Here is a 20,563-nt window from a genome sequence, read left to right as displayed (position 1 = left end):
GGGCCGCCCCGTCCGGCCCGACCAACCGATCGGCTTCATGAACATCGCCGCACCGCCGGCCCATTACCGCTCCGACGCCAAGCCGCTGCCGCCTTCGTTGCGCGCGCGCGGCGTCACCGCGGTGCTCGGCCCCACCAATACCGGCAAGACCAGCCTCGCCATCGAGCGCATGCTCGGCCACTCCTCCGGGTTGATCGGCCTGCCGCTGCGCCTCCTGGCGCGCGAGGTCTATGGCAAGCTGGTCGAGCGCGCCGGCGAGCACAATGTCGCGCTGATCACCGGCGAGGAGCGCATCAAGCCGGCCAATCCGCGCTACTGGGTCTCCACCGTCGAGGCCATGCCGCGCGACCTCGACGTCGCCTTCGTGGCGCTCGACGAGATCCAGATCGCCGCCGACCTCGACCGCGGCCATGTCTTTACCGACCGCATGCTCAATCTGCGCGGGCGCGAGGAGACGCTGCTGCTGGGCGCCGCCACCATGCGCCCGCTGGTGGAGAAGCTGTTGCCGGGCGTCTCCATCCTCGGGCGGCCGCGCCTGTCCAACCTCACCTTCGCCGGCGAGAAGAAGATCACCCGCCTGCCGCGCCGCTCGGCCATCGTCGCCTTCTCGGCCGACGAGGTCTACGCCATAGCCGAGCTGATCCGCCGCCAGCGCGGCGGCGCGGCGGTGGTGCTCGGCGCGCTCTCGCCGCGCACCCGCAACGCCCAGGTCGCCATGTACCAGAATGGCGACGTCGACTATCTCGTCGCCACCGACGCCATCGGCATGGGGCTGAACCTCGACGTCGACCATGTCGCCTTCGCCGGCGACGTGAAGTTCGACGGCTGGCAGTTCCGCAAGCTCAATCCGGGCGAGCTGGCGCAGATCGCCGGCCGCGCCGGCCGCGCCCAGCGCGACGGCACCTTCGGCACCACCGGGCGCTGCACGCCCTTCGACGCCGAACTGGTCGAGCGGCTGGAGGCGCACGCCTTCGATGCGCACCGGGTGCTGCAATGGCGCAACAGCGCGATGGACTTCGCGTCGATCGAAACCCTGAATCGTTCGCTCGCCATCCCGCCGCGCGAGGAGGGACTGACCCGCGCGCCCACGGCCGACGACGTGCTGGTGCTGGAGCGGCTCGCCGGCGACCCGGCGATCAGGCGCTTCGCCACCAGCGCCAATGCGGTGGAGCGGCTGTGGGAAGCCTGCCAGCTTCCCGACTATCGCAAGGTCTCGCCGGCCTCGCATTCCGACCTCGTGGCGACCGTCTACAGCGATCTGATGCAGCGCGGACGGCTCTCCACCGACTGGTTCGCCAAACAAGTGGCCTTGGCGGACCGAGCGGAAGGTGACATAGACACGCTGTCGGGACGCATTGCGCAGGTCCGCACCTGGACCTTCGCGGCGAACCGGCCGGATTGGCTCGACGACCCGGAACACTGGCAAGGCGTCACACGCCGTGTGGAAGACAGGCTTTCCGATGCGCTTCACGAGCGGCTCGCCCACCGCTTCGTCGATCGCCGGACCAGCGTGCTGATGAGGCGCCTGCGAGAGAACGCGATGCTCGAAACTGAAATCACCAAGACCGGCGACGTCGTCGTGGAAGGCCATGTGATCGGCCATCTGCTCGGCTTCCAGTTCGCGGCGGACGCTTCCGCCGGCGGTCCCGAGGCGAAGGCGCTGCGCTCGACGGCGCAGAAGGCGCTGGCCGGCGAGATCGAGGCGCGCGCCGCCCGGCTCGCCGAGGCGGCGGACGATGCCTTCGTGCTCTCCACCGACGGCACGCTGCGCTGGATCGGCGATCCGGTCGCCAAGCTCATCCCCGGCGAGGAAGTGCTCAGCCCCCGGCTGAAGATCATCGCCGACGAGCATCTCACCGGCCCGGCGCGGGATTCGGTGCAGGCGCGCATCGACCTGTGGCTGAAGGCGCATATCGAGAAGCTGCTCGGCCCGCTGATGGTGCTCGGCCGCGCCGAGGACGTCACCGGCATCGCCCGCGGCATCGCCTTCCAGATCGTCGAGTCGCTCGGCGTGCTGGAGCGCCACAAGGTCGCCGAGGAGATGAAGGGCCTGCCGCAGGAGGCGCGGGCGGTGCTGCGCAGCCACGGCGTGCGCTTCGGCGCCCACCACATCTACGTCCCGACCCTGCTGAAGCCGGCGCCGCGCGCGCTCGCCGCCCAGCTCTGGGCGCTCAAGCATGGCGGCCTGCAGCAGAAGGGGCTCGACGAGCTGCCGCATCTGGCCGCCTCGGGCCGCACCTCGATCCCGGTCGACCCGGAGATCCAGAAGGGGCTCTACCGCGCCGTCGGCTTCCGCGTCGCCGGCGAGCGGGCGGTGCGCGTCGACATCCTCGAGCGCCTCGCCGACCTGATCCGCCCGGCGCTGGCCTGGCGGCCGAGCGCTCCCGGCGAGAAGCCGGCCGGCGCCTTCGACGGCAACGGCTTCATCGCCACCGTCGCCATGACCTCGCTGGCCGGCTGCGCCGGCGAGGACTTCGCCTCGATCCTGCGCTCGCTCGGCTACCGCATGGAGCGCCGTCCCGCCCCGGTGGAAATTGCGCCGGTGGAAGCCGCGCCGACGGCTGAAGCGCCCGCCACCGAGATTGCTGCGGAAGCCGTCGCCGAAACGGTGGCCGAAACCGCGGCAGAAGTGCCGGTCGGCACCGACGTCGCTTTCGACCAGACGGTTGAGCCCGCGCTGGAAGAGGTGCCCGCCTCCGAGCCGGTGGAAATCGTCGAGACCATCACGGTCGATGCGACCGCGGTGAGCGGCGAGGTCTTCGCCGATCCGGTGTTCGACCACACGGTCGAGCCGGCCTTGGAAGAGGTTGCCGTCGTCGCGGCGGAATCCGAGGCGGTGGTGGAAGCCATCGTCGAAGAGGCCGTGATCGAAGAGGTGGCGGCCGAGGCCGTCGAGGCGCCGGTGGCGGAAGCCGCCGAAGCCATCGAAGCCATCTCGGCCGAAGAGCCTGTTGCCGAAGCCGCTTCGACCGAAGCCGCCCCCGCTGACGCCGCTCCTGCCGAGCCGGCGATGATCGAGGTCTGGCGTCCCGGCCGTCCGCCGGGGCAGCACCGCCCGGCGCATCAGCGCAAGGGGGCGCATTCGGGTGGAAACCAGGGCAATCGCGACGGCGCCCAACAGAATCGCGGCCCGCGCACCGACGCCGCCCCCGGCGCGCCGGCCGAGGGCGGGCGTCCCGATTTCCGCCGCGACCGGCCGGAGAATGGTGGCCGCCGTCCCCCTCGCGACGACCAGCGCCGCGAGCGCCGTCCCGAGGGCGAGGGCGCGCAGGCCCGTGGTGACCGCCGCGACGACCAGCGCCAGGGCAATCGCCCCCCGCGCCAGGATCGCGGCGACCGCCCGGACCGCGGCAACCGTCCCGACAACCGCCAGGACCGCGGGGACAACCGGCACGACCGCTTCGGCTCGCGCCCGGACAACCGCAACGATGCCCGCCGCGACAAGCCGGTCGATCCGGATTCGCCCTTCGCCGCCCTGCTCGCGCTGAAGGCGCGGATGGAGGCGGAGAAGAACGGCGGCTGAGCCCGGGCAAGGCGACGCGGGTGGTGGAGGACGCTGGCAGCCCCACGCGCCACCGCCTCGATGTCTGGCTCTGGCATGCGCGCTGCGTGCGCACGCGCTCAAGTGCTAGCGCGCTGGTGAAGGCCGGCCGCATCCGGCTCAACGGCACCCGCGTCACCACCCCGAGCCAGGCCGTGCGGCTCGGCGACGTGCTCACCATCACCCTCGATTCCAGCGTCAAGCTGTGGCGCGTCACCGGATTTATCGACCGCCGGGGGGATGCGCGCGCCGCTGCCACGACCTATGTGGAGGTGGAGGCGCCGGACGCTCAGGGCAGCCATGCGCCGTGAGCCGCTCGGCCTTGCGCCTCATGTTCCTTGCGCCTCCCGGAGAGGTGCGCTAGGGAGCGCCGCGGCCCAATTCACACCCGCCGTGCGGAGACCGGACGAATGACCTACGTAGTCACGGATAATTGCATCAAGTGCAAATACACCGACTGCGTCTCCGTGTGCCCGGTGGACTGCTTCTACGAGGGCGAGAACTTCCTGGTCATCCACCCGGACGAGTGCATCGACTGCGGCGTGTGCGAGCCGGAATGCCCGGCCGAGGCGATCAAGCCGGACACCGAGCCGGGGCTCGACAAATGGCTTTCGCTCAACGCCGAATACGCCAAGGTCTGGCCGAACATCACCGACCGCAAGGACCCGCTCCCCGACGCAAAGGAGTGGGATGGTGTGCCCGACAAGCTACAGTATCTGTCCCCCGAACCGGGTAAGCAGGACTGAGCGCGCTGCCCTTGAGGCACGCTGTGAGCTGTGACGTCGCCCGCCGCTGTCCGATTCAGCGGTGGCGGCGCGTCTTGCGCTGCAATGCGGCAGTATTTTGATTCTCACGGGATTTGTGCTATAAGACCCTTCGTGCAGTCGAATGGGTTTGCCATGGTGCAACGCTCCCGAACTGGAGCGCCCTTCCCGGAATTTATGTCGGGCCATCGTCCAGCGTGCGGAGATCGCACGCCGGGCTTCCCTGAGTTTTCCGTCGACGGCTGAAATACGGCTCCCGCATCCGCGGGGCGCCGGGGTGTTTCTTTTCCCTGCGGACGAGCCGCAGGCGGCAGCGCGCCGAGGGCGACGCGGCGCCGGTGAGAACCGAGACCCAGGAGCAGGCACAGCATGACGTCGACCAAGAAGCCGTCCACCAATATCCGCCAGGGCTTCAAGACGGGCGAGCACATCGTCTATCCGTCCCATGGCGTTGGACGCATCACCTCGATCGAGGAACAGGAAGTGGCGGGCTTCAAGCTCGAGCTCTTCGTGATCCACTTCGAGAAGGACAAGATGACGCTGCGCGTTCCTGTCCCGAAGATCGCTTCCGTCGGCATGCGCAAGCTCTCCGAGCCCACCATCCTGAAGAAGGCGCTGGAGACCCTGAAGGGCCGCGCCCGCGTGAAGCGCACCATGTGGAGCCGCCGCGCGCAGGAATACGAGGCCAAGATCAATTCCGGCGATCTCGTCGCGATCTCGGAGGTCGTGCGCGACCTCTACCGTTCCGAGGCGCAGCCCGAGCAGTCCTATTCCGAGCGCCAGCTCTATGAGGCCGCGCTTGACCGCATGGCGCGCGAGCTCGCCGCCGTCGACAACCTCACCGAGACCGAGGCGATCAAGCTGATCGAGCAGAACCTGCTCAAGGGTCCGCGCCGCGTCGGCAAGGGCGAGGCCGAGGCCGAGCTCGATGCCGCCGAGGAAGAGGCGGACACCGAGGAAGCCGCCGCCTGAGCGGCGCCTGTCCCAAACGCAAAGATCGAAGGCCCGGCCCCGCGCCGGGCCTTTTCTTTTAGGCATCCGGCTCTAGTTCAAAGCGATGCCCGGTCGCATGCGGAACTTTTCGGTCTCCCGCCGCGTTCTAGCCCCATTCGGGCCCGGCGCTTGCCGCGCGCACGCGGCAGCGCAGGCCCCGACAGCTCGGGGAGACGCGCATGAGCGACAAGGCCGGCCGCAGCACCCAGATCGCGCGCGCGGCGATGGCCGCGCCGCTGCTCGACCGCACCGAGGAATATGAGCTCGCCCGCCGCTGGGCCGAGCAGCATGACGAGAAGGCGCTGCACGCGCTGATCCACGCGCATATGCGCCTCGCCATCGCCATCGCCCGCCGCTTCCGCAATTACGGCCTGCCCATGCCCGACCTGATCCAGGAGGGCCATATCGGGCTGATGGAGGCCGCCTCCCGCTTCGAGACCACGCATGAGGTGCGCTTCGCCACCTATGCCTCCTGGTGGATCCGGGCGGCGATCCAGGACTATGTGCTGCGCAACTGGTCCATCGTGCGCGGCGGCACCTCCTCCGGCCAGAAGGCGCTGTTCTTCAACCTGCGGCGCGTGCGCGCAAGGCTGGAGCGGGCCAATGGCGGCGCCGGCGAGACCACGCGCGAGGAGATGCACCGCTCCATCGCCGAGAAGCTGGGGGTGAGCGAGATCGAGGTGGCGCGCATGGATGCGCGGCTCAACGTGCCCGATCTGTCGCTCAACGCGCCGCTCTCCTTCGGCGAGGAGGACGGGGCCGAGCGCATGGACCAGCTCGTGGCCGCCGATCCGCTGCCGGACGAGCAGGTGTCGATGGAGATCGACGGCGAGCGCCGCCGGCGCTGGCTGCAGGGCGCGCTGCGCGGCCTGAACGAGCGCGAGTTCCGCATCATCGAGGCGCGCCGGCTCACTGAGGACAGCGAGACGCTGGAAGTACTGGGCGAGCGGCTCGGCATTTCCAAGGAGCGGGTGCGGCAGATCGAGAGCCGCGCCATCGAGAAACTGCGCATCGCCCTGACCCGCAGCCCCGACGTCCCCGCGGGGGCGTTCTCGGCGTGAGGTCTGCGGCCTTCAAAGCAGCGTCATCCCGGCCGGAGGCGTAGCCGGAGAGCCGGGATCGCTTTCCAGTCTGGGTGACGATCCCGGATCGGCCTTCGGCCGTCCGGGATGACGGCTAATGGGATGTGGAGTTCCCCAGCGAGCGACCCCGCCCGCCCCTACTCGGCGATGATCTTGTACTGCTCGCCATAGGAGAGCTTGTCGCCCTTGTTCAGCCCGTTGAGGACGAGGAAGCGCTCCAGCGCGCGGTCCTGCACGTCCATCTTCGCCGCCATCCGTTCGGAATTGTCGGTCAGCCCCGCCGTGACGATGCGGATGCGCAGCGGCTTGACGTTCTCCGCCTCCTCGATGGAGACGCGGCGGAAGGTCTCGGCCGCCTCGCGGAACTGCTTGTCGAGCTCGGGGGTGAGCTGGCGCGCGGCGAAGATCAGCCGATAGACGTCGCTGCCGAAGCGGATGGCGAACATGCGGAACGACCACTGCTCGCCGCGCGCCACCGCGGTGGCGGCAGGGAAGCCGTTCAGCACCAGGCTCTCCACCGTCGAAATCTCGACGCCCTCGATCCAGCCGGAGGAGAGGTACTGCGCCAGCGACTGGTCGCCGGCGACGCGCACCGCGTCGAGCCGCAGCGCCTCACGGCCAGAGGTGCTGGCGCCGAGCACCGCCTGCGAGGTGTTCTCCAGCGTGAAGCCTTCCGGCGCGGTGAAGGTGAAGCCGAGCTTGGGATGGAAGAAGCGCCGGCCGCGCACGAAGCCTTCTTTCGGGTCGTCGCCATAGACGAGGCCGTCGATGGCGGCGAGGTACTGCTTGCGGTCGCGCTCGCCCGGCTTGTCCGGCGAGGCGTATTCGCGTGCATTGGCCATGACGATGGAGATGCGCTCCGGATTGGCCGGGTGGGTCGCCAGGAAGTCGGTGGCCTCGGCGCCGGCGCTCTGGCTCATCGAGGAGGAGCGGATCGAGGCCTGCCGGCCCATGGTGGTGAGGAAACGCTCGGCGCCATAGGGATCGAAGCCGGCGCGGGCGCTGATGCCGACGCCGATGGCGTCCGCCTCCAGCTCCTGCCCGCGCGAGAAGGAGGCGAGCGAGATGCGGCTGCGCGCCAGCGCCAGCGCGCCGAGGTCGGAATCGTTGACGACGTCGGAGATGACGCGGCTCACCAGCACCGCCTGCTTCATCTGGTCCTCGCGCGTCGCCGCATGGTTGGCGATGACATGCGCCATCTCATGCGACAGCACCGAGGCGAGCTCGGAATTGTCGGAGGCGAGCGAGAGCAGGCCGCGCGTGACGTAGAGCGAGCCGTTCGGCAGAGCGAAGGCGTTCACCGCCGGCGAGTTGAGGATGGTGACGCGGTAATGCAGGTTCGGCCGCTCGGAAGCGGCGACCAGACGGTTCACCACGCCCTCGATCTGCGCCTGCAGCTTCGGATTGTTGTAGGCGCCGCCATAGGAGGCGACGAGGCGCTCATGCTCCTGGCGCTGGGCCGGTGTGAGTGCTTCCTCGAGGCGCGGCGGCGGGGTGGGCGCGGTGGCGCTGGTGGAATCGTTGAGCGCGGCGCAGGCGCCGAGCAGGAGCGAGCCGCCGAGCGCGAGGGCGAGCGCAAGGCCGCGCGACAACGCGCGCGCTCCCGCGCGGCGTCCCGGCCGGCCTGTCCCGCTACTGCGCAACGATCCCCTCACTCTACCCCCGTTCGCCTCTTATCCTCGTTTCCGTCGGCCTGCCCGTCGATCTGCCCATCGATCTGCTCCGCGAAGCGCAGCTCGATCGCCGGCCCGCCGGATTCCGTCACGGTGCCGCGCAGCGCCACGCGCTTGCCCGCGAGCCCCGCCGGGTCCATGCCGCAGGCTTCGAGCGCGACTCGCGTCGACGGCGGCAGCCGTCCGGTCATGTCCTGCCGCCAAACCGGGCCGAAATTGAGGTAGCCCAGCGTGCGCGTGTTTCCAACACTCAGCACGCGCCCTGCCACGATCGTGAAGCGGCCCTCGCGGGCGCGGATCGCCGCGACATTGCGGGCGTCGAGTGGCAGCCTCGCCCAGACGCCGCGCCTCGCCTCGCGGGCCGGCCGTTCGGCGGCGAGGAGTGCGGCCATGCAGCCGAGGAAGCCGTGCTCCGGCCGAGCGACGGCGAGGCCGCGGGCGAGCAGTGCCGCCTGCACGGTCTCGGTGCTGCCGTCGAGGCGGACGAGGCCGGGCAGCCGGCCGTAGCGGTCCTTCGGACCGGCCGCGATGGCGACGTCGCGGCCGACGATTTCGTCCAGCGCCGCGCGCAATTCGGTTTCTGCGCCGGCGGCCGAGAGCCCGGCAAGGCGCAGCACGGCGCCGTCGGCCAATGCGAGGTCACCGGCCGGGCCGATGGCGGCGACACGGCCCTTGCCGGCATAGCCGTCCGGACAGGCCGCGGGCTCGGCATGCGCCGGAGCGAAGGCGAGCGCGGCGAGCAGGCCGCCAAGCAGGAGGCATGCAGCGAGACGATGCCGCGCGGCGCGGGCCGGCGCAGCGGCAGATGATGAAGAGGGCGCCCATATGCGTCCCGACATGATCGTCCCCGACCGTCCAACGCTGGAAAACGCCCCCATGCCCGGACGAGACACCCGGGCCGGAGCGCTCCAGAGCGTCGCGGTCGATCACCACCGCGACGGTTAACCATAGCGCAAGATCGTTCGTTTGCCCATGATATTGGCGCTGGCGTGTTTTGTGGCAGGCCAGTGGCGCCATTATACCGGCAGCCCGCAGGCTAATGCCCTCTTGATCGCGGACACCGATTGGAGTCATCTACGCGCGGTCTCTCCCGGTAGCTCAGCAGGATAGAGCACAGGTTTCCTAAACCTGGGGTCATAGGTTCGAATCCTATCCGGGAGGCCACGCAAAACTTCGCAACGGTGCGCCATCGCTTGCCAGAACCGCGGCAATCTGAGACATTTTGTCCATGTAAATGGCGGTGGGGGCCGACATGGGTCGTATTTGCCTGACGCTGGCGCTGGTTTCGACCGTCGCCGGGTTGAGTGCCGGCGCCGCGAACGCGCAGGGCGCCTGTTCAGCATCGGGTGTCCTCAGCAGCGTGCAGGGCACGGTTCTCGTCAATCGCGGCGCCGGCTTCGTTCCCGCCGCGCCCGGTTCCAGCATTCCCGGCGGCACGCAGGTCAGCGTGCAGGGTGCGGGACGCGCGGTGGTCGACTTCAGCGGCAACATGGTGACGGTGCCGGCCTCGACCACGGTGGCCGTGCGGCCGCCCGGATGCGCCACGGCCAGCGCCACGGTCGGCCAGGTGTTCGTCACCACCGCGATCGTCGGCAGCGTCATCGGCACGGCCATCGCCGTCAACGACAATGGCGGCACCCGGATCCCGATCAGCCCCTGATTGCCGTCCGTGGCCGGGGTTATTTTCGGGAGCATCCTTGCAGGACGCGAGGCGTGTCCTTACGCCGCCTTGGCCGGCGCCTCCTTCTCCCATTCCACATGCAGCAGCGCCATCAGCCGGGCGGCGTCCTCGGGCGCGTGCAGCTTGTCGGTGTTGTCGAAGAAGACGAACACATCGCGCGGGCGGGCCTCGGCCGGCTTCTCGCTCGCGAACTCGCCATCCTTCATCGACCGGCCCTGCGACCAGGCCCGCACCCGCGCGGCCCAGCGCTTCAGCGCCTCCTCGCTGTAGCGCGAGCGGTAGAGCTCCTGCGAGCCGTGCAGCCGGCAATAGACGAAGTCGGCGGTGGCATCCATCAGCAGGGGCCACTTCACCGTGTCGGCGCAGACCAGCGCGATGTCACGCGCGCGCAGCAGGTCGATGAAAGCGGGATCGCGAAAGCTCTCATGGCGGATCTCGACGGCATGGCGCAGCGGCCGCTGCGCGTCGGTCGTCGTCCAATCGCGCCCGTCGAGGCGATGATCGTGCCGGCCGGCGAGCCGCGCCGCGGCGCGAGTGTCGTGCGGCAGCAGGGCGAAGAAATCCTTCATCAGCGCGGCGTCGAACTGGAAATTCGGCGGAAACTGCCAGAGCAGCGGCCCGAGCTTGGGGCCTAACCGCAAGAGGCCGGAGGCGAGGAAGTTCGCCAGCGGCGCCTCGATGTCGAGCAGGCGCTTGGTGTGGGTGATGAAGCGCGAGCCTTTCACCGCGAAGACGAAATCGTCCGGCGTCTCCTCCGCCCAGCGGGCGAAGGCGTCCGGCCTTTGCAGCCCGTAGAAGGTGCCGTTGATCTCCAGCGCCGGGAAGCGCGACGCGGCGAAGCTCAGCTCGCGCTTCTGCGTCACGCCCTTCGGATAGAAATTCCCGCGCCAGGGGGCGTAGGTCCACCCGGACACGCCGATGCGGATGTCGCCGGTGCGCCTGTGTGCCATGGCGTCCTCCTGTTCTGGAGAACGGCAGGCCGCGGCGGCTTGTTCCGCGCCTAGCCCATGGCGGGTGCCGGCGTGCCGGAGAGCTCGGCCTCCTCCTCGATCTGCGCGGCGCGCTGGCGGCGGGCGGCCAGCGCATCGGCGCGGCGCTTGTAGAGCTCATAGCCGATGGCGCCGAGGATCGTGGCGGCGACGATCATCACCGCCAGCGCCGAGATCGCCGGGGTCGAGCCCTGCCGCACGCGTCCGGCCAGCACCGTGGTCAGCGTCTTGTCGGAGAGGATGGAGAAGGTGGTGGTGTTGTAGTTCTCGAAGGAGGACAGGAACGCCAGCACCGCCGCTGAGGCCAGCGCCGGCTTGAGGAAGGGCAGCAATATGTGGCGGAACACCTGCGGGTAGGTGGCGCCGAGGTCGAGCGCCGCTTCCTCCTGCGCGCGGTCGAAGCGCTGGAGGCGGGCGAGGATGATCAGCATGCAATAGGCGGAGATGAAGCTCGCCTGGCCAAGCACGGTGAGGATCACGCCGTCATAGAGGAAGCGCGTGCCGGTCTGGCCGGTGAACTGGCGCCAGAACACCACGGTCGAGATGCCGATGATGATGCCGGGGGTGAGCACCGGCGAGACCACGACGAGGTAATAGGCCGAGCGGGCGCGGGCCTGGATCTGCGTCATGACGATGGCGCCGGCGAGCCCGATCGGCACGGAGATCGCCACCACGAGGATGCCGATCCACACGCTCATCTGCAGGCCCGTCATCAGGTCCTGGTCGGCGAAGAGCGTGCCGAACCAGTCGAGGGTGAAGCCCTCGAACGGCCAGACCTGCGGGTATTGCGGGGTGTTGAAGGCCGACACCCCCATCACCGCCAGCGGGCCGAGCAGGTAGAGGAAGAAGACGACAATGTAGACCGCGAACATCACGCGCTGGAAGGGGCCGGCATTCATCGCGTGATCTCCATCATCGCGTGATTTCTCCGAGGCTGAGCCGGAACGCCTTCAGCACCAGCAGCACGAAGACGATGCAGGTGACCAGCAGGATGAAGGCGTAGGCGGCGCCCTGCGGCCAGTTGAAGGCCTGGTAGAAGCGGTCATAGACGATCGGCGTGAACCACAGCGTGCGCGGCCCGCCGAGCACCAGCGGCGCGGCCAGCGCGCCGGCGCACAGCATGAACACCAGCGTGCAGCCCGAGGCGATGCCGGGCTTGGCGTGCGGCATGACGATGAAGGCGTGGATGTGCCACCACGGCGCCCCGAGGTCCCGCGCCGCCTCGATCTGGTTCCTGTCGAGGCTCTCTATGGCGTTGTAGAGCGGGAAGATCATCATCAGCAGGTAGGCGTAGGAGAGGCCCATATAGAGGCCGACATCGGCGCCGAGGAAATCGACCGGCTCGGAGGTGACACCCAGCCCCATCAGCATCTGGTTGATGATCCCGCCGGAGGAGAGCAGCACCCGGAAGGCGAAGGCACGCAGGATCTCGTTCACCCAATAGGGCAGGATCAGCAGCAGCAAGAGGATGCGCAGCCGCGCCGCGGTGGAGGACTGCGCCATGTGGAAGGCGAGCGGGTAGCAGATGGCGAAGTTGAGCGCGGTTATCGCGATGCTCACGCCGATGGTGAGCAGGAAGGCCTTGATGTGCAACCAGTTCCATTCGGCGGTCGAGGTGGTCGAGCCGAACAGGAAGTAGCGGTAGTTCTCCAGCGTGTAGACGTCCTTCGGCCCACCCATCTGCGAGGGCGGCAGCTTCGGGCGGAACGACATGTCCACCATGGCGAGCTGCGGCAGCAGGATGATGAAGAAGGCCCAGAAGCCGACCGCGATCACCAGATAGAGCCCGATGACGAGGCCGTTGCGCTGGAAGAAGCCGGGGCCGGTGGCGACGCCGGTGCGCCGCTCATAGGTGGCGAGCGCGAAGAAGCCGAGCGCCACCACCAGCGGCATGCCGAAGACGAAGGCGAGGCCGCCGCTCATCAGTGCCGCTCCGGCCGGGCGAGCAGCAGGCCGTCCTCCGGCCGGAAGCCGATGCGCAGATTCTCGCCGCCGGTCGGCAGCGGGATGCCGGCGCTGGCGCTGAAGCTCGCCGTCACCTTCTGCCCGGTCCGTACCCGCAGCGTGACATGGGTGACACTGCCCTCATAGGCGACGTCGAGCGTCTCGCCGTCGAAGCCGATGGTCGAGCCGTTGGCGCGCAGCTGCATCAGCTCGGGCCGCACGAAGAGCAACGCCTCCTGCCCGGTCTCCAGCCCGACCGGGTTGCGGCCCTTCAGCTCGCCGAGCGGCGTGTCGAGCGTGGCGAGGCCGTCTGCCGTCTCGGTTATACGCCCGCGAATGGCGTTGTTCTCGCCGACGAAGGAGGCGACGAAGGGCGTGCGCGGCTCGGCATAGACGGCGCGGCCGTCGCCGACCTGCTCGATCACGCCGGCATTCATCACCGCGATGCGGTCGGACATGGTCAGGGCCTCGCCCTGGTCGTGGGTGATGTAGATGAAGGTGATACCGACCCGCTTCTGGATGGCGCGCAATTCGGTGCGCATGTGCTGCCGGAGCTTGAGGTCGAGCGCGGAGAGCGGCTCGTCGAGAAGCAGGACGGAGGGCTCGACGGCGAGCGCGCGGGCGATGGCGACGCGCTGCTTCTGGCCGCCGGACAATTCGGAGACGCGCTTGTGGCCGTGCTCGGAAAGCGCCACCTGGATGAGCAGGTTCTTCACCTTCTCGTCGCGCTCGTGGCGGGGCACGCCGCGCACGCGCAGGCCGTAGCCGATGTTCTCGGCCACCGTCATCATCGGGAACAGCGCGAGGTTCTGGAAGATCAGCGCGGTCGGCCGCCGGTTCGGGCCGATGCCCTTCATGTCCTCCCCGCCGATGCGCACCGATCCCCGCGTGGGCTCGATGAAGCCGGAGATGGTGCGCAGCAGCGTGGTCTTGCCGCAGCCGGACGGGCCGAGGAAGGAGAAGAACTCGCCCGGCTCGATGGTGAGGTTGGCGTCCTTCACCGCGACGAACTCGCCGAAGGTGACGTTGACGCCCTCAAGCTCGACGGCAGCGGCCATGGGTTCTCCAACTGATCAGAAGCCGGCTACAGATATCGGCCGCTCTTCGTTTGCCGTCATCCCGGACGCCGCGCAGCGGCGAGCCGGGATCGCGTGACTGCAGTGCCGGGCCTCGCCGACGATCCCGGATCGCGCCGATGGCGCGTCCGGAATGACGGAGGCCGGCTCACGCCGCCTTGAACTTCTCGGCGTACTGCGTGCGCAGCTCGGCGTACCAGGACGGCTCCGGCGGGCGGTTCCAGAGGTTGTCGAGCGCGTTGCCGGGATAGGCCTCGGCGAAGTTCTTCTTGGCGACCTCGGAGAGGAACTTGTCCGCGCCCTTCACCACCGGGTTGTAGCCCGAGCCGTTGGCGACCATCGCCGAGATTTCCGGCGTGTGCATGAAGTTGACGAACTCGTAGGCCTGCGGGACGTTCTTCGCCGCCTTGATCAGCGACCAGCCGTCGATCCAGGCGATGGCGCCTTCCTGCGGCGCCATGTAGGTGACGGGCTTGCCGTCCTTCTTCAGCGACAGCGCCGGGCCGTCCCAGGTCTGGCCGATGACGCAGCCATTCTCCATGAAGCCGGACTTGGTGTTATCCGCCGAATCCCAGAACTGCTTGACCTGCGCCTTGTTCTCGATGGCGAAGGGCAGGATCTGATCGTAGATCTTCTTCATCGTCGCCTCGTCCTTGAACGCATCCATCATGCGGTTGGACGGGAGCTTGCCGGTCTTGTCCCACCACAGGCCGATGCCGAGCAGCAGCGAGTGCGGGCGGCCCTGCATCTTGCCCTTGAACTCCGGCGCCCAGAGCGTGCCGTAGGAAAGCTTGTCATAGGTCAGGCCCGGCGCGAGGTCGGAGCGCCAGGCGATGGCCTCCGAGCCCCAGCAATGCGGCACATGGTAGAGCCCGCCATCCCAGGTCCACACGCTGGTGGAGCCCTCGAGCATGGCCGGCAGCACATTGTCGAGCTTCAGCTTCGCCATGTCGTAGGGGGCGAGCACGCCGAGTTCCTGGAACTGCGGGGCGCGGTCGCGCGTCGGGGCGCACAGGTCGAAGCCCTCGCCCTCGGTCGCCTGCAGCTTGTTGATCTGCTCCTCGTTCTGCGAGAACGGGGTGGAATTGACCTTGATGCCGGTCTTCTTGGTGAATTCCGGCAGCACCGGCTCGGGCAGTTCGTCCGCCCAGTTGAGGATGTTGAGCTCGCCGGAGGAGGAGAAGGCGTCGCGCACCAGATAGGGCCCGGCCGCGGCCATGGTGCCGGCCGCGAGGGCGCCCTTCATCGCGCCCTTGAACAGAACACGGCGCGTGAACGTGCGTGCCGCGAGCATCGTTTCGATCGACGAGTTGGGAGCGTCTGGCTTCTTCGTCACGTCACTGTTCCCCAATGAGGCCGCCCCGGCGGTTCGGTTCTGCGGGCGGCCGGACCGGGCGGAAGGGAGCAGGAAGCGTGCCACCGGGCCGCTTCGCGCGCCCCGGTTGAACGGAGGCGACGCCTCTTCTGCATGCAGGCGACGCGGGCCGGCGCAGCGGCGGGCCGGCGCGGATGCAGGCCGCAGCGCGCGATGGCGTCGGAAGCGGCAGGCCCTGCCGGTGGCGCCGTTTTCATCAGCCGATACCACCGCCTGCCCGCGTATGGGGCGCGGATGGGGCATTAGCGAAAGCCGCGCGGCTTTCGTTCGCGGGTGAAGCGCAAGGAATGTGAGTCCGATTTCGGCCGGAGCGGACCTTATCCCGAGAGCTGGCTCGTATGGCTTTTCGAGGCGGCGAGTGCCGCCTGTACACCGTCATCCCCGGGCTTGGCCCGGGGATCCACGCCTTGCCGCGGGTGCCAAGCTGGACCAAAGGCGTGGATGGCCGGGCCAGGCCCGGCCATGACGTTCCTTTTCACCCCACCGCCGCGACGATCTCCCCCGCCAGCGCGTGCAGGTCGTCGCGGTGGCCCGTGCGGCCGGAGGGCGTGTCCGCCACCGAGGTCATGACGAGGCTCATCCCCCGCGCGGGGATCACATAGAGCATCTGCCCGCCATAGCCCCAGCCGTAATAGGCGGGCGTGCCGGCGATGTCCCTGGTGAACCAGCCATAGCCGTAGCCGTCGCCGGTGAAGCGCGAATGGGTGCGCACCTGCCAGCTCGCCGCGATCCACGCCTCCGGCACGAACTGCACGCCCTCAGCGTTGCGCCCGCCATTGCGGTAGAGCTCGGCGAAGGCGAGGAGCGAGGTGGGCCGCATCGCCATCTCGTTGCCGCCGAAATAGATGCCCTGCGGGTCGCGCTGCCAGGAAGCGATCTCGAAGCCGTCGAGCGGCCCCAGCCAGTCCCGCGCCAGCGCCAGCGTCGAGCGCCCCGACGTTCGGGTGAGGATGGCGGAGAGCAGATGCGTCGAGCCGGTGGAATAGAGCATGTCGCCGCCCGGCGCGTCGACGAAGGGCCGGGCGAGCGCCGCCCGCACCCAGTTGGGCGAGGCGATCCAGCGCCCATAATAGGCGCCCGAGGTGCGCTCCAGCCCCGCCTGCATGGAGAGCAAATTGCCGAGCGTGATCTCGGCGAGCCGCGGGTCGGGGTCATCCGGCAGGTCGCGGCGCAGCAGCGGGGCGATCTTCTGGCCCGGCCCCTCCAGCACGCCCTTGTCTATGGCGATGCCGACCAGCGCCGAGACGATGCTCTTGGAGGCCGACTTGATATTGGTCGGCCGGTCGACCGACCCGCCGGAAAAGCCGCGCGCGGCGAGGCGCTTTCCGTCCTTGTAGACGAGCACGGTGCGCAGGGGGCTGAGCGCGCCGGCGCGATCGAGGATGGGGGAGAGGGCGTCCGCCGGGGCGGCTGGGGCTTCGGGTGCGCCGATGCCGGCAGGCGGGACGGTCGCGGAGGGGCTCTCAGGCGCACCCTGCGCGAAGCCGAGGCGCGGGGTCAGCAGCAGGAACGGGGCGGCAAGCAGGGAGCGGCGGTGCATGAAGGGGAGGATAGGGAAGGACGGCGGGCGGTGGGGTCACGATGGGGAGAGGGATCGGGACACGTCTCCAGATTAGTCCTTTTCCTCTGAACGGATGACGTCGTCGCGCCAGCGCGCTATAACTGGATACGGGTCCGGAAGGTCGCTCGAGCTTGAATGCTGCAATTGATCCATCTCTTTTCTTATTTTTAGTAGCTCTCTCTCCAATTTAAGCCTAGACTTAAAAATATCCTCAAACGTCGACAAATTTAGTTCAGAGGATGTCTTATTTTTGATTACAGCCTGAAGTACATCATCGATATTTGATATCGAAGTAGATATCTCATTATATCTCTCTATTAGATCTGGCATTCTTCGTGTTGATGCAATATGTCGATAATGATTGATCCAATTTAAATTCTGCCGAACGCTGCTCAGCGCCTCTCTTTCAGACTCCGCAACGTCGGCATTGAACTGGGCGCGCGCCTCTGCAACGGACGCTTCGCTAATAGCGCCTTCGCCCTGCTGGCGGGCCCGCTCTAGCCAACGCACAAGCGTATACATGTAAAATTTTCTTCCTGTCTGCTCGTAAAATTCTCTACGAAGCTCCGGGCGAGGACCAATTGTTCTGCCGCTCACACGCAACCACCAATCTTCTTTTATATCTTCTGTGATGAATATAATATTTTTACTATTATCTTTTGCATATTTTAATATCTGTAACCAAATCAAAAAGTCACCAATGCCGCCATCTTCTTTTGCAGCATCAGCGTATCCTGGTGGAATTTTGTTATCATAACGACTCTTTACCGTAACCTTATGGGCTTCCAATTCTTGCGAAGAAAACGCAGGCCCAACTTGGCCAGAAAATAGATCCGAAACTCGATGAACAATCAGTCTGTATTCTTCATCCGAGGGGTGGTCTTTCCTTGTAATTTCAAGTTTATTCTTAACAACACTAATTGCATTTTCAAATTCAATCTTATATTCATCAAAGTTAATAGAAGGATGCTGTCTATATTCTTTCTTGAATTCTTCAAGCTGACTATTTGTATTCTGAAGAACGTCCCTGCATATGCCACTTATTTTATCGTATATCGCATCCATGGAAACATGGACTTTGTGTTGATTTTTTAATAATTCATATGCTACTTGATGCGGAATCCATATTTTATCCGAGATAGACTCAAATAGCCGAATAAGTTCTTCGGATAGTTTTCTGCTATATCTGAATAGATTGAGAAGAACGTTTGCATCTGGAACTACGACAGCTCCGCGCCATAATTCTTCGAACTCATCATCATCAGGGCGAAAGTATTCAAAAAGATCGCTACGCATCTCGCCCCTCCCCTTATTGAGCTGAGCATTACGCTACGAAATATTTCTCTTGTAAAGTGTAATCATTTTTTCACCCACCCCCGCCCGCGATCACCAGATCGTCCCGGTGCACCATCGCGGTCCTTCCCTCGAAGCCGGTGATCGTCACGATCTCGTCGGATGAGCGCCCCTTGATGCGCTCGGCGTGGTCGTGGTCATAGGCGACCAGCCCGCGGCCGATCTCGGCGCCGTCGGGGCCGCGCAGGATCACCGCGTCGCCGCGCTCGAACACGCCTTCCACCTTCTTCACCCCCGCCGGCAAGAGCGAGGAGCCCCGGCGCAGCGCGGCGACCGCGCCGGCGTCGAGATGCAGCGTGCCGCGCGGCTCCAGCGCGCCGGCGATCCACCTCTTGCGCGAGGCGACGGGGTTGGCAGGCGCCAGGAACCAGGTGCAGCGCGCCCCCGTCTCGATGGCGCGAAGCGGGTTCTTCACCTTGCCGGAGGCGATGACCATGTGCGCGCCCGCCGTGGTGGCGATCTTGCCGGCCTCGATCTTGGTCTTCATGCCGCCGCGCGACAGCTCCGTGCCGGCGCCGCCGGCCATGGCCTCGATCTCGGCGGTGATGCGCGGCACCAGCGGGATGAACTCGGCCGAGGGGTCGTCATTGGGCGGGGCGGTGTAGAGCCCGTCGATGTCGGAGAGCAGCACGAGGAGGTCCGCGCTGGTCATGCCGGCGACGCGGGCAGCGAGGCGGTCATTGTCGCCGTAGCGGATCTCCGAGGTCGCCACCGTGTCGTTCTCGTTGATCACCGGGACGACCTTGAGCTCCAGCAGCTTGGCGATGGTGGAGCGGGCGTTGAGGTAGCGCCGGCGCTCCTCGGTGTCGCCGAGCGTGATGAGGATCTGCCCGGCGGCGACGCCCTCATGCGCCAGTGCCTCCGACCAGGCGCGGGCGAGCGCGATCTGCCCCACCGCGGCGGCGGCCTGGCTCTCCTCCAGCTTCAAAGGGCGCTTGGGCAGCTTGAGCACGTTGCGGCCGAGCGCGATGGCCCCCGATGAGACCACCATCACCTCCTTGCCCTCGCGGTGGAGATGGGCGACGTCCTCGGCCAGCGCCGCCAGCCAGGCATGGCGCAGCGTCCCGCGGCTCGAATCGACCAGAAGCGCCGAGCCGACCTTCACCACGATGCGGCGGAAGGCGGCGAGCTGCGGCAGCGTGCCGGCAGTGGCGGATGCGTTTGCGGTGGTTTTGGCGACTGAGGGCGGCGTGGTCGGGCGGTTCATCGGGCGGCGCTTCACGGGTGGCGGAACGAGCCGGCTTCATACGCCGATTTGTGCGGGCGCGCGTGGATTTTTCACGCGCTGGCTGCCCCGGAGCCATCCTGTGCAACGTCATGCCCGGGCTCGACTCGGGCATCCACGTCTTCCTGCTGCGCTCACCCAAGGCGTGGATGGCCGGAACAAGTCCGGCCATGACGATCAACTAGCGGAATGCGCAGTGCGGAAGGCGGATCAGTCTCACGGCCGCCAGGGCTCGGCGACCTCTTTGGCTTCCTCGTCCGCGCGGCCCTCGTCGATGACGGCGGCGAGCGCCCGCAGCGCCTCGCGCACGCCCTCGCCGGACTGGGCGGAGAGCGCCAGCGGCTTCTTCTTCGCCGCGCGCTGGAGGCGGGCGAGCTGGGTCTTCAGCGTCTCCGGATCGAGGGAGTCGATCTTCGACAGCGCGACGATCTCCGGCTTGTCCTCGAGACCCTGGCCATAGGCGTCGAGCTCGGCGCGCACGGTCTTGTAGGTCTGGCCGGCATGTTCCGAGGTGCCGTCGACGAGGTGCAGCAGCACGCGGCAGCGCTCGATATGGGCGAGGAAGCGGTCGCCGAGGCCGATGCCCTCATGCGCGCCCTCGATCAGGCCGGGAATGTCGGCGAGCACGAATTCGCGGCCATCCACCTTCACCACGCCGAGCCCAGGATGCAGCGTGGTGAAGGGATAGTCCGCGACCTTCGGCTTCGCCGCCGTGGTCGCCGCGAGGAAGGTCGACTTGCCGGCATTGGGCAGGCCGACGAGGCCCGCATCGGCGATCAGCTTCAGCCGCAGGATGATCCAGCGCTCCTCCGCCTCCTGTCCGGGATTGGCGCGACGCGGGGCCTGGTTGGTCGAGGTCTGGAAATGTGCGTTGCCGAAGCCGCCATTGCCGCCTTTCAGCAGGCGCACGCGCTGGCCGATTTCGGTCATGTCGGCGAGCACGGTTTCCCCGTCCTCGTCGAGCACTTCCGTGCCGGCCGGCACCTTCAGCACCACGTCGTCGCCCTTGGCGCCGGCGCGGTTCTTGCCCATGCCGAAGCCGCCCTTCTTGGCCTTGAAGTGCTGCTGGTAGCGGTAGTCGATCAGCGTGTTGAGGCCGTTGACGCACTCGATCCAGACGTCGCCGCCACGCCCGCCGTCGCCGCCGTCCGGGCCGCCGAACTCGATGAACTTCTCGCGCCGGAACGAGAGGCAGCCCGCGCCGCCGTCGCCGGCACGGACATAGATCTTGGCCTGGTCGAGGAATTTCATCGGTCGAACGCTCGGATCGTTAAGCCGGGCTCATGAGAGCCCGGCCAGCATAGCA

At 67.3% G+C, this 20,563-nt stretch carries 17 protein-coding genes and 1 tRNA gene; 7 read left to right on the top strand and 11 right to left on the bottom strand.

Features of this window, described 5'->3' with window-relative positions:
• The first annotated feature begins 37 nt into the window (after positions 1–37).
• From SNOV_RS18375 to SNOV_RS18355, 5 genes are all read left to right on the top strand, one after another.
• The gene (locus tag SNOV_RS18375; RefSeq protein WP_013168470.1) at positions 38–3,523 is read left to right on the top strand and encodes a helicase-related protein; all 3,486 of its coding nucleotides are present in this window, start codon (positions 38–40) and stop codon (positions 3,521–3,523) included.
• Positions 3,524–3,543: 20 nt separating this feature from the next.
• A complete protein-coding gene (locus SNOV_RS18370) occupies positions 3,544–3,852 on the top strand; it encodes an RNA-binding S4 domain-containing protein (RefSeq protein WP_013168469.1) in 309 nt (102 codons plus the stop codon).
• A 99-nt stretch (positions 3,853–3,951) separates the two neighbouring features.
• Complete coding sequence (gene fdxA, locus SNOV_RS18365) at positions 3,952–4,287, top strand: ferredoxin FdxA (protein ID WP_013168468.1); 336 nt, start codon at positions 3,952–3,954, stop codon at positions 4,285–4,287.
• Between the two features lie 387 nt (positions 4,288–4,674).
• Positions 4,675–5,277: a CarD family transcriptional regulator gene (locus tag SNOV_RS18360; protein WP_013168467.1), complete on the top strand. Its 603-nt coding sequence runs from the start codon at positions 4,675–4,677 to the stop codon at positions 5,275–5,277.
• A 200-nt stretch (positions 5,278–5,477) separates the two neighbouring features.
• The gene (locus tag SNOV_RS18355) at positions 5,478–6,359 is read left to right on the top strand and encodes an RNA polymerase factor sigma-32 (RefSeq protein WP_013168466.1); all 882 of its coding nucleotides are present in this window, start codon (positions 5,478–5,480) and stop codon (positions 6,357–6,359) included.
• A 158-nt stretch (positions 6,360–6,517) separates the two neighbouring features.
• On the opposite strand, the gene SNOV_RS18350 is transcribed toward SNOV_RS18355, so the two are convergent.
• Both SNOV_RS18350 and SNOV_RS18345 read right to left on the bottom strand, forming a co-directional pair.
• Positions 6,518–7,972, bottom strand: a complete 1,455-nt coding sequence (locus tag SNOV_RS18350) for a M48 family metalloprotease (RefSeq protein WP_013168465.1) — start codon at positions 7,970–7,972, stop codon at positions 6,518–6,520.
• Between the two features lie 59 nt (positions 7,973–8,031).
• Positions 8,032–8,892: a thermonuclease family protein gene (locus tag SNOV_RS18345; RefSeq protein ID WP_013168464.1), complete on the bottom strand. Its 861-nt coding sequence runs from the start codon at positions 8,890–8,892 to the stop codon at positions 8,032–8,034.
• 248 nt (positions 8,893–9,140) lie between these two features.
• Between SNOV_RS18345 and SNOV_RS18340 the strand changes: the two genes are divergently transcribed.
• A tRNA-Arg gene (locus SNOV_RS18340) sits at positions 9,141–9,217 on the top strand.
• Between the two features lie 88 nt (positions 9,218–9,305).
• Entirely contained in the window at positions 9,306–9,713 is a 408-nt protein-coding gene (locus SNOV_RS18335; protein WP_144296022.1) for a FecR family protein, read from the top strand.
• A gap of 59 nt (positions 9,714–9,772) precedes the next feature.
• Here the strand turns inward: SNOV_RS18335 and SNOV_RS18330 are convergent, their stop codons facing one another.
• From SNOV_RS18330 to obgE, 9 genes are all read right to left on the bottom strand, one after another.
• Positions 9,773–10,684 carry a DUF72 domain-containing protein gene (locus SNOV_RS18330; RefSeq protein WP_013168462.1) on the bottom strand — a complete coding sequence of 304 codons (912 nt, stop codon included), beginning with the start codon at positions 10,682–10,684 and terminating at the stop codon, positions 9,773–9,775.
• A gap of 50 nt (positions 10,685–10,734) precedes the next feature.
• On the bottom strand, positions 10,735–11,622 hold the full coding sequence (locus tag SNOV_RS18325) for an ABC transporter permease (protein ID WP_013168461.1): 888 nt from the start codon (positions 11,620–11,622) through the stop codon (positions 10,735–10,737).
• Between the two features lie 13 nt (positions 11,623–11,635).
• Positions 11,636–12,646, bottom strand: a complete 1,011-nt coding sequence (locus SNOV_RS18320) for an ABC transporter permease (protein WP_013168460.1) — start codon at positions 12,644–12,646, stop codon at positions 11,636–11,638.
• Positions 12,646–13,725 (bottom strand): ABC transporter ATP-binding protein, encoded by a 1,080-nt coding sequence (locus tag SNOV_RS18315; protein WP_013168459.1) that lies wholly within the window; start codon positions 13,723–13,725, stop codon positions 12,646–12,648. Before SNOV_RS18315 ends, SNOV_RS18320 begins: the two co-directional genes overlap by 1 nt.
• Positions 13,726–13,891: 166 nt before the next feature.
• Positions 13,892–15,079 (bottom strand): extracellular solute-binding protein, encoded by a 1,188-nt coding sequence (locus SNOV_RS18310; protein WP_244412789.1) that lies wholly within the window; start codon positions 15,077–15,079, stop codon positions 13,892–13,894.
• A gap of 514 nt (positions 15,080–15,593) precedes the next feature.
• Positions 15,594–16,658, bottom strand: coding sequence for a serine hydrolase domain-containing protein (locus SNOV_RS18305; RefSeq protein WP_013168457.1), 1,065 nt, complete (start codon positions 16,656–16,658; stop codon positions 15,594–15,596).
• 72 nt (positions 16,659–16,730) lie between these two features.
• On the bottom strand, positions 16,731–17,975 hold the full coding sequence (locus SNOV_RS23620; RefSeq protein WP_013168456.1) for a PIN-like domain-containing protein: 1,245 nt from the start codon (positions 17,973–17,975) through the stop codon (positions 16,731–16,733).
• Between the two features lie 70 nt (positions 17,976–18,045).
• Positions 18,046–19,239 carry a glutamate 5-kinase gene (gene proB / locus SNOV_RS18300; RefSeq protein WP_013168455.1) on the bottom strand — a complete coding sequence of 398 codons (1,194 nt, stop codon included), beginning with the start codon at positions 19,237–19,239 and terminating at the stop codon, positions 18,046–18,048.
• 234 nt (positions 19,240–19,473) lie between these two features.
• Positions 19,474–20,508, bottom strand: coding sequence for a GTPase ObgE (gene obgE / locus SNOV_RS18295; RefSeq protein ID WP_041782397.1), 1,035 nt, complete (start codon positions 20,506–20,508; stop codon positions 19,474–19,476).
• Positions 20,509–20,563: the final 55 nt, after the last annotated feature.

Source organism: Ancylobacter novellus DSM 506 (genome assembly GCF_000092925.1).
Classification (GTDB): Bacteria; Pseudomonadota; Alphaproteobacteria; order Rhizobiales; family Xanthobacteraceae; genus Ancylobacter; species Ancylobacter novellus.
The sequence above is the reverse complement of the archived record's forward strand: the minus strand, read 5'-3'. Positions and strand labels throughout refer to the sequence as shown.

Coding starts and splice junctions, on each gene's coding strand:
- SNOV_RS18325 (WP_013168461.1), bottom strand. CDS start 11,622: ATGAATGCCGGCCCCTTCCAGCGCGTGATGTTCGCGGTCTACATTGTC.
- proB (WP_013168455.1), bottom strand. CDS start 19,239: ATGAACCGCCCGACCACGCCGCCCTCAGTCGCCAAAACCACCGCAAAC.
- SNOV_RS18360 (WP_013168467.1), top strand. CDS start 4,675: ATGACGTCGACCAAGAAGCCGTCCACCAATATCCGCCAGGGCTTCAAG.
- obgE (WP_041782397.1), bottom strand. CDS start 20,508: ATGAAATTCCTCGACCAGGCCAAGATCTATGTCCGTGCCGGCGACGGC.
- SNOV_RS18375 (WP_013168470.1), top strand. CDS start 38: ATGAACATCGCCGCACCGCCGGCCCATTACCGCTCCGACGCCAAGCCG.
- SNOV_RS18335 (WP_144296022.1), top strand. CDS start 9,306: ATGGGTCGTATTTGCCTGACGCTGGCGCTGGTTTCGACCGTCGCCGGG.
- SNOV_RS18355 (WP_013168466.1), top strand. CDS start 5,478: ATGAGCGACAAGGCCGGCCGCAGCACCCAGATCGCGCGCGCGGCGATG.
- SNOV_RS18320 (WP_013168460.1), bottom strand. CDS start 12,646: ATGAGCGGCGGCCTCGCCTTCGTCTTCGGCATGCCGCTGGTGGTGGCG.
- SNOV_RS23620 (WP_013168456.1), bottom strand. CDS start 17,975: ATGCGTAGCGATCTTTTTGAATACTTTCGCCCTGATGATGATGAGTTC.
- SNOV_RS18305 (WP_013168457.1), bottom strand. CDS start 16,658: ATGCACCGCCGCTCCCTGCTTGCCGCCCCGTTCCTGCTGCTGACCCCG.
- SNOV_RS18345 (WP_013168464.1), bottom strand. CDS start 8,892: ATGTCGGGACGCATATGGGCGCCCTCTTCATCATCTGCCGCTGCGCCG.
- SNOV_RS18315 (WP_013168459.1), bottom strand. CDS start 13,725: ATGGCCGCTGCCGTCGAGCTTGAGGGCGTCAACGTCACCTTCGGCGAG.
- SNOV_RS18330 (WP_013168462.1), bottom strand. CDS start 10,684: ATGGCACACAGGCGCACCGGCGACATCCGCATCGGCGTGTCCGGGTGG.
- fdxA (WP_013168468.1), top strand. CDS start 3,952: ATGACCTACGTAGTCACGGATAATTGCATCAAGTGCAAATACACCGAC.